Raw genomic sequence first — 16760 nt, 5'->3', positions numbered from 1 at the left:
CGCGTCGAATGAATGTCGCCGCAAACCATCATAGGCGCTCCCGCGCAGCGGTCCAAGCAGGATGGCTTCTCGCGGCCGCCGGCATGTCGGGCTGCGCCGGTCCATTGTCGACACTGGACCCGTCAGGCCGCGCCGCGGCGTCCATTGCCGGGCTCTGGTGGGTCATGCTTGCCGGGGCGGCGGTGCTGTTCGCCATGGTGCTCGTCCTGTTCTTCATGGTGATCCGGCGTCCAGGCTGGGGCTCGCGGGTGTCGCCCATGCGCTGGATCGTGCTCGGCGGACTTGTGCTGCCTGCCATCGTCCTGATCCCGCTGATCGGCTATGCGCTGCTCGCTGGCGAACGGCTGCTGCCGCTGCCCACGCAGGCACCGATGCGCATTGAAGCGATTGCGCAGCAATGGCGCTGGACCTTCCGCTATCCGGACCAGGGCGGCGTGGAAACCGAAAACGTGCTGCATATGCCAGCGGGCGTGCCAGTCGACATGGTCGTGACCAGCAAGGACGTCGTGCACGCTTTCTGGATTCCGCGCCTCGCGGGCAAGATCGATGCCGTGCCGGGTCACGAGAACCGGCTGCGGATCCAGGCCGATCACCCGGGCCAATACGCTGGCCAATGCAACCAGTTTTGCGGCATCGGCCATGCCCGGATGCATTTCGCCGTGGTCGTCGACCGTCCTGAAGACTTTTCCGCCGCCGTCAAAAACGCCGCCACCGCCGGGGAGGTGAACAAATGAGTGTGCCCATCGAGCCGCATTCAGAGGGCATGAGCGCGCTACGGCTGCATCGCCAGCTCACGGCGATCTGGGCTACCGGGCCGGGTTGGCAGAAGCTTGCCGCCGTGAATCACACGGTCCTCGGCATGCGCATGATGATCACCTCGTTCGTGTTCTTCGCGATCGCGGGCGTGCTCGGCATGCTCACGCGCGTCCAGCTCGCCACGCCGCACGCCGCCTTCATGGACGTCGAGACCTACAACCAGGTCTTTACGATGCACGGGTCCATGATGCTGTTCCTGTTCGCCATTCCCATGGTGGAGAGCTTCGCGGTGTACCTCACGCCAAAGATTCTCGGCACGCGCGACTTCGCGTTTCCGCGGCTGACGGCCTATGGCTACTGGTGCTATCTGCTGGGAGGCACGATCCTCGGCGTCTCGCTGATCCTGCGCAGCGCGCCGGACGGCGGCTGGTTCATGTACACGCCGCTCAGCTCGAACGTCTACACGCCCGGCATCAACGCAGACGTCTGGCTGCTCGGGATCACGTTTGTCGAAATCTCGGCGCTTTCGCTCGCCATGGAAATCGTCGTCTCGATCCTCAAGATGCGCGCGCCGGGCATGTCGCTCGACCGCATGCCGATCTTCGCGTGGTATATCCTCGTGACCGCGATGATGATGATCGTGGCCTTTCCCCCACTCATTCTCGGCTCGATCCTGCTCGAGGTGGAACGCGCCTTCAACCTGCCTTTTTTCGATCCGACGCGCGGCGGCGACCCGTTGCTCTGGCAACATCTGTTCTGGCTGTTCGGGCACCCGGACGTGTACATCATCTTCCTGCCGATGGCGGGTGTGCTGTCCACCATCATCCCGGTTTTTGCCGGACGGCCACTCGTCGGCTACCGGGTTATCGTCGTCGCGATCATTGCGCTCGCGTTCCTGAGCTTCGGCATCTGGGTTCACCACATGTTCACGGTGGGCATACCGCATCTCGCGCTGGCGTTTTTCTCGGCCGGCTCCGCGATCGTCGCGGTGCCGACCGCCATCCAGTTCTTTGCCTGGCTAGCCACGCTGTCACACGGCCGCCCGCGCTGGGATGTGCCGATGCTGTATATCTTCGGCTTCTTCTTCGTGTTCACGGCAGGCGGCCTGACCGGCGTGATGCTCGCGATGGTGCCATTCGACTGGCAGGCGCACGATACGTACTTTGTCGTCGCACACATGCACTATGTGGTGGCAGGCGCACTCGCGTTTCCGATGCTCGCCGCGTTCTATTACTGGCTGCCTTTGCTAACCGGACGCACGGCCGTCTACAGACTTTCCGTGCCGGCCTTCTGGCTCGTCTTCATCGGCTTCAACATGACGTTCTTCATGATGCACCTGACCGGCCTGCTCGGCATGCCGCGGCGCATCTATACGTACAGCGGCGACGAGGGCTGGAACTGGCTCAATCTGCTGTCGTCGGTGGGCAGTTTCGTGATGACGATCGGTTTCGCACTGGTCGTGATCGACATCGTCGTCCAGGTGCGCTTCGGCCGGCGCGTGCGCCGCAGCCCATGGGCGTCTACCACCCTCGAATGGGCCATGCCGATTCCGCCCGCACCGTACGCATTCGCCTCGATCCCGCGTGTCGATGCCGAAACGGAAGGTGTTGCGCCCGGCGTGCTGGCGACCTCGCTCGCGCGCGGCGAAGGCTATCTTGGCTTCACGCGCAACGGCTGGCAGGAAACGCTAGGCGTTCACATGACTTCCGGCGAGCCCGAGCAGTTGATCGTGCTGCCGCGCGCGACCTATCTGCCGCTCGTCACCGCGCTCGTGACCTGCGCGGCCGTGCTCGCGATGCTGTTCAAGTTCTATCTGCTGTCACTGGCGTTCGCGTTTGTAACGTTCGGCCTGTTCATCTACGCAGGACAGAGCGCCGGGCTCGCGCGCGACTATGGCGCGCTGCCGGTCGGCCGCGGCGTGAGTGTTCCGCCGCACACCGAAGTGCCTGGCGCGCCCGCCTGGCTCGCGCTGACCTGCACGCTGGTCGCGAACGGCACGCTCTTTACGTCGCTCGTGTTCGGCACGTTCTATCTGTGGATCGCCGCGCCAAACTGGCAGGCCGCGGTCACGCCGCAACCCAGCCGCCTGCTCGCGTCCGCCACGATTGCCGCGCTGGCCGCCGCAGCGGCGGCGGCGCGAGGCTCGCTGCGCGCCGCCGCCAGCGAACGCAAGCCATACAGCACGATTGCCCTCACCATGCTGACGCTCGCCGTCGCGCTGGCCGCTGCCGTCGCGCTCATCAACGGGGTCACGCCAAACCCTCGCGAACATGCACTCGGCGCGACGGCTGCCGCGCTGCTCACGTATGTCGCGATACACGCGGGTATCGGCCTGCTGTTCCTCATCAGCAATGTGCTGCGCCTTCGCGCCGGATTTATTTCCGCACGACGGCTGACGGACCTGCGCCTCACGCGCCTGTGGATCGACTACACACTGGCGACGGCCATCATCGCGCTGGGCCTCGTGCTCGCACTGCCCGGCCTCGTGGGCATGCTCGGGGCGAGACCATGAGCGCGCGCCCGCTTTCGCCCCGTCGCTTGTGGTGGCTCGCGGCGGGCTTCACCGTCTGGTGTCTCGCGCTGGTCGTTCTTTACGCGCTGCACGCAATCGGCTGCGCATTCGGCTGGGCCGCGGGCCCTCTACGCGCGAGTCTCGCAATCGTACTGCTCCTGCATCTGATCGCTATCGGCTGGCTATGGCGCTATCGCGCCGCCGCGCGGCGCGACCCCGGTCCCGAGCGCATCGGCACATTCATGCACACGGTCGTCATCTGGACTTTGATCTCGGCGTTGGCTGCGACTGTCATTACCTTTGGCCCTGCACTTCTGCTCACCACGTGCATCTGAACGGCAGACGAGCAACGCGCGGCCTTTCCCGCTCGCAACGGCACGCTGCACAGCGAGACGCCCGTTTATTTCGCTGCCGGATTACGGAGGTATTGCATGCAGTCTCGCGACCTTATACGCAAAGCCATCTGGTCAGCTATCTATCTGCTGTTCATACTCGCCCCGCTCTTCGCGCTGCTTGCTGGCACATTGCCGCCCGCGCGAAACTTCGGCACTGAGTTTTCAGTTGCGCTCGGCTACTCGGGACTTGCGATGATGGGGCTGCAATTTGGTCTGACCGCGCGCTTTCGTCATGTGACCGAACCGTGGGGCGAGGACGTCATCTATCATTTTCATCGACGGGTATCCTTGCTGGCAGTCGGCCTCGTCATCGTTCATCCGCTTATTCTGGTCGCCATTCGCTCCGAATCGGTCGCGATGCCGGAATCGCTCAGTGAGGTTCCCTGGGGTGCCTGGTTCGCTGTCCTGTCCATTGGCTCGCTCATCGTTCTCGTGATTACCGCCCTATGGCGCAGGCAACTGAAAATCCGCTATGAGATATGGCACCTGTCGCATATCGTGCTGGCGCTGACTGCAATCGGCGCGGGCATGCTTCACATGATCGGCTGGGGCTTCTACCTGACCGATCCATTCAAGCGGACGCTCTGGATCTGCCTGGCGGTCTTCTGGCTCTTACTGCTGCTCTATGTGCGCCTCTTCAAGCCGCTTTTCATGCTGCGACGACCCTACCGGATCGCGGAGGTGCGCGCGGAACGCGGCGACACGACGACGCTCGTGATGCTGCCCGACGGACACGCGGGCTGGCGCTTCAAGCCGGGGCAGTTCGGCTGGCTAACCGTGTGGAGCGGGCCATTCAGGATCACCGGACACCCGTTCTCTTTCTCGTCGAGCGCCGAGGCGCCGGACGGACGCGTTGAAATGACGATTCGCAATCTCGGCGACTTCACGAGTGCAGTGAGCAGGATACCCGTCGGCAAGCGTGTGTATCTCGACGGCCCGTATGGCGCTTTCACGATCGGCAATCCAACCGATATGCATGTGCTGATTGCGGGCGGTATCGGCATCACGCCGATGATGAGCATGATCCGTACGCTTGCCGATCGCGGCGACAAACGTCCGCTCGTGCTGCTGTACGGCGCGAAGACCTGGGACTCGCTCACGTTCCGTGAAGAGCTGGAAACCCTGAAGACTCGCCTCGATCTGCGCATTGCCTACGTGCTGACTGATCCGCCCGTTGGTTGGGATGGGGACACCGGTCGCATCGATGCGGCATTGTTCCGGCGTCATCTCCCACCCGAGTATGCCGATCACGAGTATTTCATTTGCGGCCCAGACCCGATGATGGATGCCATCGAGTCCGCGCTCGGCGAAATGAAAGTGCCGCTTTCCCGATACCACTCCGAACGCTACAGCTTCGTCTAGGAGATTCGCGATGCGTCGACTGTTCGCCAATCGCCTTGTGGTTGCGACGGGCGTCATTGTGGTTGTGTTGTCGCTTCTCTTTGCCCTTATACGAGTGATGTCCACACGTTAGACGCTGAAATGCCGCGCGGCAATGCGTGGCCGTAGGGTCTGGCGTACGAGAGCAGTGAGTCAGCCTCGCAGGCCGCCCGACTATTGTGCGGCTACGGAAGATGAATAGATTTTATGGAACCGGAACGGAATGGCTCAAAGGTCATATAACCCTCAAAAAGAGCCACCCGTGCGCAAGACTTTCCGCAGACTGCGGACGACGTGGCGCCACCGATTGCGTCAAATCCGCGCCACCTTTGCCGCTTCACTCAAGCAGGCGCGAAACAGCGCGGTGGCCGGCGTGTCGTCGGCATCGGCGCGCCATGTGGTGCTGACCGGGCCGAGCGCGGCCCCGAGGCTCAACGGCAGGATCTTCAGCGCGCCGCTCTCCTCGTGATGCCGCGCCAGCGAGCGTGGCAACAGGCCCAGCACCGGATACGACTGCAGCATGCCCACGTTGGCGTCGATCACCACCGACTCGACGATGTTGATCGGCGTTTCCACGCCGTGTGTCTCCAGCACCGATAGCAGGTGCTGGTGCATCGGGGCGCCGGCGCTCGGCACGATCCACGCCAGGCCGGCCAGATCGGCCCACTTGAGGCGCTTGCGGGCCGCCAGCGGATGCGTGCGCGCGACCACGATGACTGTCGGGTCGTCGAACAACGGCTCGCTGGTGAATTCCGGCGCTGCCAGTCCACGCGCGAGGCGCCCGACGATCATATCGAGCTCGTTCGCGCGCAGCGCCGGCACGAGTTGATCCAGCGTGCCTTCATGCAGGCACACCGTAGCGGTTGGCGAGCGCTGCTTGAACAGCGCCACGGCCGCCGGTATCAGGATTGGCGCAGCCACCGACAGCACGCCCACCTCGACGCGGCCGCCAATGCCGCTGGTCATCGCATGCAGTTCCTCACTGGCGCGCTGCGCCTGTAGCAGCAGTTCGCGCGCATGGCGGATCAGGCATTCGCCGTAGGCCGTGGGCCGGATGCGGCGGCCATCGCGCTCGAACAGCGGCACGCCGATACCCTTTTCCATCTCGTTGAGCATCTTCGAGACAGCGGGCTGCGTCACGTGCAGCGCGTCGGCGACCTTGCCGACCGTCTGGCGATCGGCGAGTGCCACGAGCAACTGCAGGTGCCGTAGCTTCAACTGGCGGAAAAAATAGCTGTCGATCGCACTGCGTTCGAGCGAAGTATCGGTAGACGTGCCGGAAGTTGCGGAACCCATCGACTCATAACCTTTATTTTATGATTTGAAGGCAATATCTCATTGGACGGTTACGAAGTAAATCCACACAATCGTCATCGCACTCCACCCGGAAAGCCCCGAGCGCCCGGCTGGCAGCGACAACAATACAGACACGAGACATGGCAGCCGGCCGCCCGCGAGCCCGGCCGCCACCTGGAGGATTCCGCGATGCCAACCATGCCCGCCCTGCCCCGCGCCAATCGCCGGGCGATCGTCGCCGCCACCATCGGCAACGCATTCGAGTGGTACGACTTCATCGTCTTCGGCTTCCTCTCGGTGATCATCGCGCGGCAGTTCTTTCCTTCGTCGAACCCGACCGTATCGATGCTGCTGACCACCGCCACCTTTGGCAGTGCGTTCCTGATGCGGCCGATCGGCGGCATCCTGCTCGGCATCTACGCCGACCGTGCCGGGCGCAAGGCCGCGCTGTCGCTGGTGATCCTGCTGATGACGCTGTCCTCGGCAATGATGGCGCTCACACCCGGATACGCGACGATCGGCATCGCCGCGCCGGTCATCGTGGTGCTGGCGCGACTGCTGCAGGGCCTGTCGGCCGGCGGCGAGTTCGGCAGTGCCACTGCGATGCTGATCGAATACGCGCCCCCTCACCGGCGCGGTTTCTATGGAAGCTGGCAGAACTTCGGCCAGTTCGTCGCCGCGGTGACAGCCGCGCTGATGGGCGCTCTCGTCACGCGCGGGCTGAGCGCCAGCACACTCGATGCGTGGGGCTGGCGTGTGCCGTTCCTGTTCGGCATGCTGATCGGCCCGGTCGGTTTCTATATCCGCACGCGGCTGCACGAAACGCCGGTCTGTCACGACGACGCAGCGAACGCCACCCTGTCCGACAAGGCTGCCTCGACACTCGCCGCCGTCTGGCGCGAGCACCAGCCGGCGCTATGGATCGCGTTCGGACTCGTCGTCGCCAGTTCGGTCGCGCAATACGTGCTCAATGTGTACCTGCCGGTCTATGCGGTGAGCCAGTTGAAGCTGCCGGTATCCGCGCCGTTCATCGTGCTGATGGTCACCGGCACGCTGCGCATGATCCTGATTCCCCTGTTCGGGCTGCTGTCCGATCGCATAGGACGCAAACCGGTGATGGGCGCCTCGATGGCGCTATACGTGCTGTGCATTTATCCGCTGTTCGTTTGGCTCGTGGCCGCGCCGAGCCTGCCGAGACTGCTCGCGACCGAGGTCGTGTTCGCGGTGCTGATGGCCGCGGCGCTGGGCCCTGCATCGACCGCGCTGGCCGAACTGTTTCCCGCACAGGTTCGGGCGACGGGCCTGTCGATTTCGTACAACGTGGCCACGACTCTGTTCGGCGGCTTCTCGCCCTTTCTCGTCACCTGGCTCATCAGCGTAACCGGCGACAAGATGATGCCCGCCTATTTCGTGACGGCAGCCATGATTGTCGGCCTCGTCGCGTTGTGGCCAATGCCGGACATGGCGCGCCGTGCGAGCGGGTTGCGACTAGCCAGCAATGGCACGACGTCGCGTTGAATATCGCCCTCTGCTTTTAATTCGGATTCCTACGATGTCATCGATCCGCAATGTGCTTTTCGTGATGTGTGACCAGCTGCGCGCAGACCACCTGTCGTGCTATGGGCATCCTTACCTGGCCACACCCAACATCGACAGCCTGGCCCGTCGCGGCGTGAAGTTCGAGCGTGCATTCGTGCAGTCAGGTGTGTGCGGTCCGTCGCGAATGTCGTTCTACACCGGGCGCTATGTGGCCAGCCATGGCGCGACGTGGAACCGCGTGCCACTGTCGATCGACGAAATCACACTAGGCGAATACCTTGCGGCACGCGACATGAAGCTGGCGCTGGTTGGCAAGACGCACATGATGCCGGACAACCACGGTCTGAAGCGGCTGCACCTGGACGGCGGCAATGCGCTCGGCGCGCTGCTGCGCGAAGGCCATTTCACGCTGGTCGACCGTTACGACGGCCACCATGCCGAACCCGCCGGCGGCTACGCCGGATACCTTCGCCAGCGCGGCTACGCAAGCGACGATCCGTGGACGGACTTCGTGATCTCGGCCGAAGACGAACAGGGCCGCATCGTCAGTGGCTGGCACATGCGCAATGCGCACCTGCCCGCGCGCGTCCACGAAGCCGATTCCGAAACAGCCTATACCACCGATCAGGCCATCCGCTTCATCGAACACCAGGGCGATACGCCGTGGGCGATGCACCTGTCGTATGTCAAGCCACACTGGCCGTACATGGCGCCTGCGCCGTACCACGACAAATACACACTCGACCAATGCCTGCCGGTGCGGCGCGCTTCACGTGAGCGCGAGGCGCCGCATCCGGTGACGGGCGCCTACTTCCAGCAGGAGGAATGCGCCAATTTCATGCGCGACGAGGTCATCGCCAAGGTGCGGCCCGCGTACCAGGGCCTGATAAGCCAGCTCGACGATCATCTTGGGCGCCTGTGGGAAACGCTGGACAGGCTCGGGCGGTGGAAGGACACGCTCATCGTCTTCACCGCCGACCACGGCGACTTCCTCGGCGATCACTGGCTGGGCGAGAAAGAATTGTTCTACGACACCGTGCAGCGCGTGCCGTATATCGTCTACGATCCGTCGCCCGAGGCCGACGCCACGCGCGGCTGCAGCGACGCACGCTTCGTCGAAGCCATCGACACCGTGCCCACGCTGCTGGACGCGCTGGGCATGCGGGTTCCCGGTCACCGCATCGAAGGCCGCTCACTGCTTGCGCTTACCCGCAACGCCGCAACGCAAGCGCCCTGGCGAGATGCGGTCTACTCCGAGCTTGACTACGCCTATCGGCAGGCGCGCCAGATCCTCGGCCGCCGCCCCGACGCCTGCCGCGGCTGGATGGTGCGAACCGACGCGTGGAAATATATCCATTGGGACGGCTTCGAGCCGCAGCTTTTTGATCTGCACAACGATCCCGAAGAATTCATCGACCTCGGCACCGATCCTGCGTTTGACAACGTGCGCCAAGCCATGCGCGAGCGCCTGCTCGCCTGGTCCCTCGGACTGCGCAATCGCACCACGGCTACCCATGACGACGTCGAACGCGGCACGCACCAGTACAAGAATGCTGGTGTGTTCTATGGGGTGTGGTAAAGGCCGGCGACGTCCCGAAGCCACGCCGATGGCGCTCGCCCAATATCCTGCTGATTCCGGGCACGTCCACGCTTTCGCACCTGCGCGAAAACGTGGCAGACGCACACGCCTGAGCGCCACGCCGTCACGCGACTTCGGCGGTCTCCAGCTTGCGGGCCAACGCATCGCGAATGAGCGCGACCGGGCGCACGAGGCGCCCCGGCAGCGCCCCGTGCACGAGCCACACGTTCAGGCCCGAGCGGAAGTCGGTCGCGTCGATGATCTGCAACTGGTCGCGCAGCGGGCTGCGGGCGAGCGCCTGCGGCGCGGCGAGCCCGACGCCCATGCCGCGCGCGACCAGCGAAAGCTGCAGTTCCGAGCCGAACGCCTCGACCGCCACGTTGAACGGCAGCCCCGCCGTGCCCATGGCGCGGCTCAGCGCCGAGCGCATCCCGCAGCCGTCCTGGTTCAGCACCCACGGGTGATGCGCGAGCGCAGCGAGCGTGGTGGGCTCGTCGGGCAGGCCGAACGAGCGCGCCGCGACAACGAGGGTCGGCGTATAACCTAGCTGCGTTGCGACGACGCCCGGCGGTGGCGACACCGCGGCGGGCAGCAGGATGACGGCTGCATCGAGCCGCGCGCGCTCGACCTCGTCGAGCAGCCCCGGCGACCAGCCCGCCCTCACCCGCAGCGTCAGCTTTGGAAACTCGCCGCGCAGTTGATCGACGGGTTGCTCCAGCGCCAGTTCCGAAAGAAACGGCGGCACGCCGAGCTTGAGTTCGCCCGCCGGTTCGGTTTCCGGCGAGGCGACCGACATCAGGTCGTCGACCGCGCGCAGGACCGAGCGCGCGAGGCCGTACACCTCGTTGCCCGCGGCCGTCGGTTTGAGGGGCTTGCTCTGACGGTCGAGCAATTCGATGCCGAGCGTCGTTTCCAGGTTCTGCACGCGGCGCGTGAGGCCCGGTTGCGTAAGGAACAGCCGCTCCGACGCCCGCACGAGCGAGCCGCTTTCGACCACCGCCACGAAGGCTTCCAGATCTCGCGTATTCACAACGACTCCGCATAAAGATTATCGCGATAATTCAATTGTCGCATAACGCGGCGCTTCCTACGATACCTGCACTTGCCACGTTGCGGAGCCAATCGATGGAGCACCCTGCTGAAACCTGCACGCGCGCGATGCCGCGCGAAGCCGTCCCCCCGAGCCACGCCGGTCACGCCACCCACGCCACCCTCACGCTGCCGATGACGCTGTTCTTCGCCGCCGCTGTCGGCGTGATCGTCGTCAATCTGTCGGCGGCCCAGCCGCTGGCCGGGCTCGTGAGTCATTCGCTGCATCTGCGCCCGGAGTTCGTGGGCGCGGTCGCCATGCTGCCGCAGCTTGGCTATGCGGCCGGCCTGCTGCTGCTCGTGCCGCTTTGCGATCTGCTCGAAAACCGGAGCCTGATTTTCCGCACGCTGCTCGCCTGTTCCGTCTTTCTCGCGCTCGCGGCGCTGGCGCGCTCTGGCCCGCTCTTTCTCGCCGCCGCATTCCTCGCGGGAGCGACCTCCAGCGTGATCCAGATGCTCGTGCCGATGGCCGCATCGATGGCGCCCGAAAGCCAGCGCGGGCGCGCGGTGGGCAACGTAATGAGCGGCCTGATGCTGGGCATTCTGCTGTCGCGGCCACTTGCGAGCCTGATTGCGGGCACGCTGGGCTGGCGCGCGTTCTACGGCATCGAAGCGGCCGCCGATGCATTGCTCGCCGTGATCCTGTTCCTGCGCACGCCGCGCCGCATGCCGGCCGTGACCGCGCGCTACGCCGAGCTGCTTTATTCGCTCTGGACGCTGCTGCGCACCGAACGCGTTTTGCGGCGCAGCGCGTTCCTGGCGGCGCTCGCGCTGGGCGCGTTCTCGGCGTTCTGGACCGCCGTCGCGTTGCTGCTTTCGCAGCCGCCGTTTTCACTGGGCATGAACGGCATTGCCGCATTTGCACTGGCCGGCGCGAGCGGCGCGATCGTCACGCCGCTCGCGGGCCGGCTGGGCGATCAAGGCGCGGGGCGCACGGTTCAATACGCCGCGCACGCGACCATGCTCGGCGCGGTCGTGCTGCTGGGCGTGGCGGGCGCGGGCTGGGGCGGCTTTTCGCCCGCCGCGCATCCCGCGCTGGCGCTCGGGCTGCTCGTGGTGGGCGCGGCCTCGCTCGATGCGGGCGTCATCGCCGATCAAACGCTCGGACGGCGCGCCATCAACCTGCTCAATCCCGCTGCGCGAGGTCGGCTCAATGCGATTTTCGTGGGGATGTTCTTTATCGGCGGCGCGGCCGGCGCGCTCATGGCTGGCGCGGCGTGGGCCTCGGCGCGCTGGAGCGGCGTATGTTTCGTCGCCCTGGGCTTCACGGTCGTGGTCATCGCGCTCGGTTTTGTTTATCGCGCGGCGCCGGCTTCCGGGCGCTAGTGCTGCGCCCGGCGTACCAGTGAAAAAGCCGCGGCTGAGCCGCGGCTTTTCTGTATTTTTCTGTATCCCAGGTGCCGCTCGTACGCGGCGAGCCGCTCAAATCTGCTGATCGGAGCCGTCCGCGGGCTGCGCGGTGGTGTCGTCGGCTGCCTGTTCGTCTTCCTTCTTTTCCGCCAGCTCCTCGAGCTTTTTGGCCCCCTCGAAACCGGCAACGGCTGCTGCCGCCCGGGTCAGAAAACCTGCGTTCGGATCCAGTTTCTCGGCGCCTTCCACCGCGGCCACCGCACCGGCAACTTCACCCAACTTGTCCAGAATGCCCATTTCACCCCTCCAGTTGACATATTCACACCCGCTCCGGGCGCGCCGCGTCATTGTGTGCCCGCTCCAGGGCCGCATCAATCGCTAACGCATTAATCTGACAATGGTTAACGATTCTTTATACGAACGTATATTGCGATGCGGTAATGGTTTGACTATAGTGGATGTGTCTCCTCCATGTCTTCCCTGGCATGGTTCAAGCCCGCGCTTGCTGCGGGCTTTTCTTTTTTCGGGCTCCCTTCGCCTGAGCGCCGCGGCCAGGCTCGCGCCGTCTGCTGGCATAATCGTCCCTTCGCCGTTTTCCAGCCCTCTTTTCTCTCGCCGCTGCAATGAATCCGCATACCTGGTGGCTGTTCCTCGTTACCGTCTTCGTCGTCTGCGCCATCCCCGGTCCCAACATGTTGCTCATCATGTCGCATGGCGCGCAGTACGGTCTGCGACGCACGAGCGCGACCATGGCCGGGTGCCTTTCGGCACTCGTGCTCATGCTGGCCGTTTCGGCAGCCGGGCTCGGTGTGTTCCTGCAAGCGTGGCCGGCCATGTTCAATGCGCTGCGCTTCATCGGCGCCGCGTACCTCGTGTATCTGGGCGTCAAGGCTTGGGGCGCGAGCGTGCCCGAGGCCGCCGCCGATACCAGCGAGCGTGTGGCGGCGCGCCCCGCGCGCTCGGCGCTTGCTCTCTATCGCAATGGCTTTTTCGTCGGCGGTAGCAATCCGAAGGCGATCCTTTTCGCGGCCGCGCTTTTGCCGCAGTTCATCGACGCTGGCCGCCCGGTGCTGCCGCAGTTCGGCGTGCTCGTCGCGACCTTCGCCGTGTGCGAGGTGAGCTGGTATCTCGTCTATGCCGGTTTCGGCACGCGCATCGGCGCGACGCTCAAGAGCCGGCGCGTGGCAAAAGCGTTCAATCGCGTGACGGGCGGCGTATTCGTCGGCTTTGGCGCGATGATGGCGTTGCTTCGCCAGTAAAGCGGGGCGAACGGCGCGCCGCCAGTCGCGCAAGCATTCCGTGCAGGCGAAGGGTCCCGGGCGCCCCATCGTTCGATATCAATCCCCGATCAGAAACTTGTCCGGCAAGGTAATTTCGATCAACTGGAGATCTTCCGAATAGCGATCGAATGCATACCGCGTGTTTCCGGGGATCGTTACGCTTGCATCCGATGTGAGCGTATAACGGTCGCCCTCCACGACTACCTCGAGCCTCCCGGATAGCACATAGAAAAAGCACAGCTCGGTGTTGTGCGTCTGGGTCCGACTATTCGCCTCTCCCGCAGGCCGAATAACGCGAACCCCGCCAACGCCCGCGGTAGCGGCGCCAATGCCGGTATCGGACGCCTCAAAGCCGGCAATGCGCCATGGCTCCCACCCGGCTGACTTCGCAACGTGACGCACAAAGCGCTGGCCGTTGAAATCCCGCACAGGATGCGTCGCGGTTGTCGGCAGCAGCATCTCGTGGTCGACGACCGTGATGTGCTCAGCCGGACTGCTGAGTTCGACCACTTCCGCGCCAGCCGAGCTTGCAAGCACGCGATGGCGAATTGTCGGCGGCTGCAGAACGCAGTCTCCGGCGTGCATTTCAAAGGGCTCGCCCTGCCCTTCATAAACAACGCGCACCCAGCCCTTTCTGCAAAAAATCGTCTGGAAGCGAACCTTATGAAAGTGCGTGTAGTCGGGAACCGGTCCCCCTTCGAGAATGCGAATATGCGATGCGATAAATGCGCCACCGTGCCTCGCCGGCAGGAGATCCCGATAGCGAAGCCCAGCGCGCCCGACATTCCAGTGCGTCTCTTCATCCAGGTTCGAAAGCACGAGTTCCTGAACCGTCTCTGGCTGAAGGATTGGCGGATCGCTCGCCTCGAGGCGAATACGCACCCCGTTCGGCGCAACGAGTTCCCGTGCGCCAGCCGGCAATTGATAAGGATCGTCGCAAAGCACGCGCAGCTCCTTAACGCCGTTGGCAAGGCCGACGCCAAGCCGGATCGACAAGCCATGCCCGGAGAGCATCGCGGTTGAAGGGTTGTCGGCCGGAAAGATAGCGTCGATCCGAAGCCCGAGCGTGCTCCTGAGGAACTCGAGCGTCGGGTTTAGCTCGTCGCATGCCATGAGCACCTGGCAAGCGTGAATGCCGGAAATGGGCTGCGGGGCGGAAGAAGAATCGTTGGGTTCGTACATGACAACGCTCCAGAATCGTGGCCACGGCATCGCTCGCGCGTTGACGCCGTGGATATTCAGGTTAAAACTCAGTAGTGCAAATCGGGTTCAGCGCCGGAAGTATTGCTTGATTGCATTAACGAACGTATCGATATCAGCGCGCGAAACATCCAGATGAGTAACGAAACGGGAACCGTATAACACCTGCGTGAGAATGCCGCGCTCCCGGAGCCATGCTTCCAGCGGGGCGCAATGCTGTTGCGGGAATTGCGCAAAAACCATATTGGTGGCCTGCGACAGGACCTTCACCTGATCAATCTGCGCGAGCCCTGCGGCGAGATGTGCTGCATTAGCGTGATCTTCAACGAGGCGTTCGAAGTTGTGGTCGAGCGCGTAAAGACACGCTGCCGCGAGTACGCCCGACTGTCGCATGCCGCCGCCCAACATCTTGCGCCAGCGGCGCGCCGCCTCGATTACGGGCTTGCTGCCGACCAGCACCGAACCCACAGGGGCACCGAGTCCCTTCGAAAAGCACATCGACACCGAGTCGAAGGGCGCGCACAGCGCCTCGAGCGGCAGTTTCGAAGCGACCGCCGCGTTGCAGACACGCGCCCCGTCAAGATGCGTCGACAGCCCGCGTTCGCGCGCAAGTTGCGTGGCTTCGGCGACATAGCCCGCGTCCAGCACCTTGCCCCCGGTTGTGTTTTCCAGCGCGAGCAGGCGTGTGCGCGCGTAGTGGATGTCGATCGGCTTGATGGCGGCCGTGATCTTGTCGAGCGGCAGTGAGCCATCAACGGCGTTTTCGATGGGCTGCGGCTGAATGCTCCCCAGCACGGCCGCGCCCCCACCCTCGTCCCTGTATGCGTGCGCCGCCTGGCCAACGATGTATTCGTCGCCGCGCCCGCAATGCGCCATCAGCGCGGACAGATTGCTTTGTGTGCCGGTCGGGAGAAACAGTCCCGCCTCCTTGCCCGCACGCTCGGCGACTGTTGCTTGCAGACGATGCACGGTAGGGTCGTCGCCCCACACATCGTCGCCAACTTGTGCGGCTGCCATGGCGGCCAGCATCCCCGCACCTGGACGGGTCACGGTATCACTGCGCAGATCGATCATGTGTTGTCCTTCAGATCCCGTATATTTGTCGCCTTGTGGCCAGGCGCCGACGATATGCACCAGTCGCCTCACTAAATGTCCGATGAAACGCCCCACGCAATCCTGGCGATACGCCGGGTAGCGACTAAAATGTGACTGTGCCGCCACTATCGGAGGACACGTCATGAAGCTCAAAACCCGGTGCGTGCTGGCTGTTCTGCTCGGCACTGCGGGAGTTCTTTCCGCAAGCGCACAAACTTCCCCCATGCCGTCGCACCAGCCGTCCCCTCCGGCTCGCGCAGACGTACAGGCCGACCTTGCCGCCTGGCGGGCCGCCGGATTCAAGCCGCCCATTAACTTCGAGCACTATCCCGACAACGCCCAGCAAGCGGGTCGAATCGTGGCGGAACGGCGAGCCGGTTCGCCCAACCAGCAGTAGCGGGGGCTTTCACCGGCGCACTTAGCGGCCAGGCACCAGCGCGACTACCCGAAGCGGACTTCCTGAGCCTCCTTGAATCTTCAAAGGCGCAGCAAATATCACTGCGCCAGTGGGCGGCAGTTCGTCGAGGTTTTTCAGGCACTGCAACCCATATCGGTTGGCCCCGTGCATCAACGTGTGGCACGGGTACGGAACCGGCCATGCATACGATTGGCCGGCGTCCGTGTTGATCGTTTCAACGCCGAAGCCATGGACGTTGCGCTCGTGAATCAACCACTCCACGGCATCCTGAGTGGGCCCCGGCGTATGCGCGCCGTCTTCCCGAAGATTGACGAATTCGGCGACATCGGTGCGTTTGGACCAATCTGTGCGGAACAACACCCATGCAGACGCAGGTATTTTCCCGTGCTGCGACTCCCAGTGTTCCAGAAACGCCTTCGTGAGTAGCCAGTCGGGGTTAGCCGCCACTTCCGTGCTGGCGTCGATCACGACTGCCGGCGTAATGAAATTCTTCACGTCAATCGTATCGACCGAATTGTGTACGTGGTCCTTGCCGGTAATCCAATGAACGGGAGCATCGAAGTGCGTCCCGGTATGTTCGCCGCAAGAGAAGTTGTTCCAGTACCAACCGGGACCCTTTTCGTCGTAGCGACTGATCTGCTCCATCTTGAACGACCAGACTTGCCCGAATTCAGGCGGCAACTGCAAGGCAGGAAAATCCGGCGAAAGCGTATGCGTTAGATCGACCGAACGAATCCCGCCCTGGGTGAGTTCGCGAGTGAGTTGATCGAGAATCGTCGTCATATAACCTCTCGTATCCGTAATGTGTGGACAATCGTCGTTGACTTCGAAAAAACCGCCGGAGCCTGTATTTCGTTGATGCTCCCCGGCA

15 protein-coding genes are annotated in these 16760 nt (G+C 63.8%); 9 read left to right on the top strand and 6 right to left on the bottom strand.

Going from position 1 to position 16760, the window contains the following annotated elements:
• Positions 1–8 precede the first annotated feature (8 nt).
• The 4 genes from coxB (at position 9) to U5768_RS20470 (ending at position 5025) form a co-directional block, all read left to right on the top strand.
• A complete protein-coding gene (gene coxB / locus U5768_RS20485) occupies positions 9–734 on the top strand; it encodes a cytochrome c oxidase subunit II (protein WP_322032226.1) in 726 nt (241 codons plus the stop codon).
• Complete coding sequence (ctaD, locus tag U5768_RS20480; protein WP_322032225.1) at positions 731–3268, top strand: cytochrome c oxidase subunit I; 2538 nt, start codon at positions 731–733, stop codon at positions 3266–3268. Before coxB ends, ctaD begins: the two co-directional genes overlap by 4 nt.
• Complete coding sequence (locus U5768_RS20475; RefSeq protein ID WP_322032224.1) at positions 3265–3603, top strand: hypothetical protein; 339 nt, start codon at positions 3265–3267, stop codon at positions 3601–3603. The genes ctaD and U5768_RS20475 overlap by 4 nt, the downstream gene beginning before the upstream one ends.
• Before the next feature lie 96 nt (positions 3604–3699).
• Positions 3700–5025 carry a ferredoxin reductase family protein gene (locus U5768_RS20470; protein WP_322032223.1) on the top strand — a complete coding sequence of 442 codons (1326 nt, stop codon included), beginning with the start codon at positions 3700–3702 and terminating at the stop codon, positions 5023–5025.
• Between the two features lie 330 nt (positions 5026–5355).
• On the opposite strand, the gene U5768_RS20465 is transcribed toward U5768_RS20470, so the two are convergent.
• Positions 5356–6339 carry a LysR substrate-binding domain-containing protein gene (locus U5768_RS20465; RefSeq protein WP_322032222.1) on the bottom strand — a complete coding sequence of 328 codons (984 nt, stop codon included), beginning with the start codon at positions 6337–6339 and terminating at the stop codon, positions 5356–5358.
• Positions 6340–6528: 189 nt separating this feature from the next.
• Here U5768_RS20465 and U5768_RS20460 point away from each other — a divergent pair, with 189 nt between their 5' ends.
• Complete coding sequence (locus tag U5768_RS20460) at positions 6529–7857, top strand: MFS transporter (RefSeq protein WP_322032266.1); 1329 nt, start codon at positions 6529–6531, stop codon at positions 7855–7857.
• 34 nt (positions 7858–7891) lie between these two features.
• A complete protein-coding gene (locus U5768_RS20455) occupies positions 7892–9457 on the top strand; it encodes a sulfatase-like hydrolase/transferase (RefSeq protein ID WP_322032221.1) in 1566 nt (521 codons plus the stop codon).
• Between the two features lie 124 nt (positions 9458–9581).
• On the opposite strand, the gene U5768_RS20450 is transcribed toward U5768_RS20455, so the two are convergent.
• On the bottom strand, positions 9582–10487 hold the full coding sequence (locus U5768_RS20450) for a LysR family transcriptional regulator (RefSeq protein ID WP_322032220.1): 906 nt from the start codon (positions 10485–10487) through the stop codon (positions 9582–9584).
• A 95-nt stretch (positions 10488–10582) separates the two neighbouring features.
• Between U5768_RS20450 and U5768_RS20445 the strand changes: the two genes are divergently transcribed.
• Positions 10583–11872: an MFS transporter gene (locus U5768_RS20445; protein WP_415913944.1), complete on the top strand. Its 1290-nt coding sequence runs from the start codon at positions 10583–10585 to the stop codon at positions 11870–11872.
• A 96-nt stretch (positions 11873–11968) separates the two neighbouring features.
• On the opposite strand, the gene U5768_RS20440 is transcribed toward U5768_RS20445, so the two are convergent.
• Positions 11969–12193, bottom strand: coding sequence for a hypothetical protein (locus tag U5768_RS20440; RefSeq protein WP_322032219.1), 225 nt, complete (start codon positions 12191–12193; stop codon positions 11969–11971).
• 326 nt (positions 12194–12519) lie between these two features.
• On the opposite strand from U5768_RS20440, the gene U5768_RS20435 reads away from it, so the two are divergent.
• Complete coding sequence (locus U5768_RS20435) at positions 12520–13155, top strand: LysE family translocator (protein ID WP_322032218.1); 636 nt, start codon at positions 12520–12522, stop codon at positions 13153–13155.
• Positions 13156–13233: 78 nt separating this feature from the next.
• On the opposite strand, the gene U5768_RS20430 is transcribed toward U5768_RS20435, so the two are convergent.
• On the bottom strand, positions 13234–14358 hold the full coding sequence (locus U5768_RS20430) for a cupin domain-containing protein (RefSeq protein WP_322032217.1): 1125 nt from the start codon (positions 14356–14358) through the stop codon (positions 13234–13236).
• Positions 14359–14445: 87 nt separating this feature from the next.
• A complete protein-coding gene (ltaE, locus tag U5768_RS20425; RefSeq protein ID WP_322032216.1) occupies positions 14446–15450 on the bottom strand; it encodes a low-specificity L-threonine aldolase in 1005 nt (334 codons plus the stop codon).
• Between the two features lie 163 nt (positions 15451–15613).
• Here ltaE and U5768_RS20420 point away from each other — a divergent pair, with 163 nt between their 5' ends.
• Positions 15614–15868: a DUF4148 domain-containing protein gene (locus U5768_RS20420; RefSeq protein ID WP_322032215.1), complete on the top strand. Its 255-nt coding sequence runs from the start codon at positions 15614–15616 to the stop codon at positions 15866–15868.
• A 21-nt stretch (positions 15869–15889) separates the two neighbouring features.
• On the opposite strand, the gene U5768_RS20415 is transcribed toward U5768_RS20420, so the two are convergent.
• Positions 15890–16672, bottom strand: coding sequence for a cyclase family protein (locus U5768_RS20415; RefSeq protein WP_322032214.1), 783 nt, complete (start codon positions 16670–16672; stop codon positions 15890–15892).
• Positions 16673–16760: the final 88 nt, after the last annotated feature.

The sequence above is a fragment of the Paraburkholderia sp. J76 genome (assembly GCF_905220295.1).
Taxonomy (GTDB): Bacteria; Pseudomonadota; Gammaproteobacteria; order Burkholderiales; family Burkholderiaceae; genus Paraburkholderia.
The sequence above is the reverse complement of the archived record's forward strand: the minus strand, read 5'-3'. Positions and strand labels throughout refer to the sequence as shown.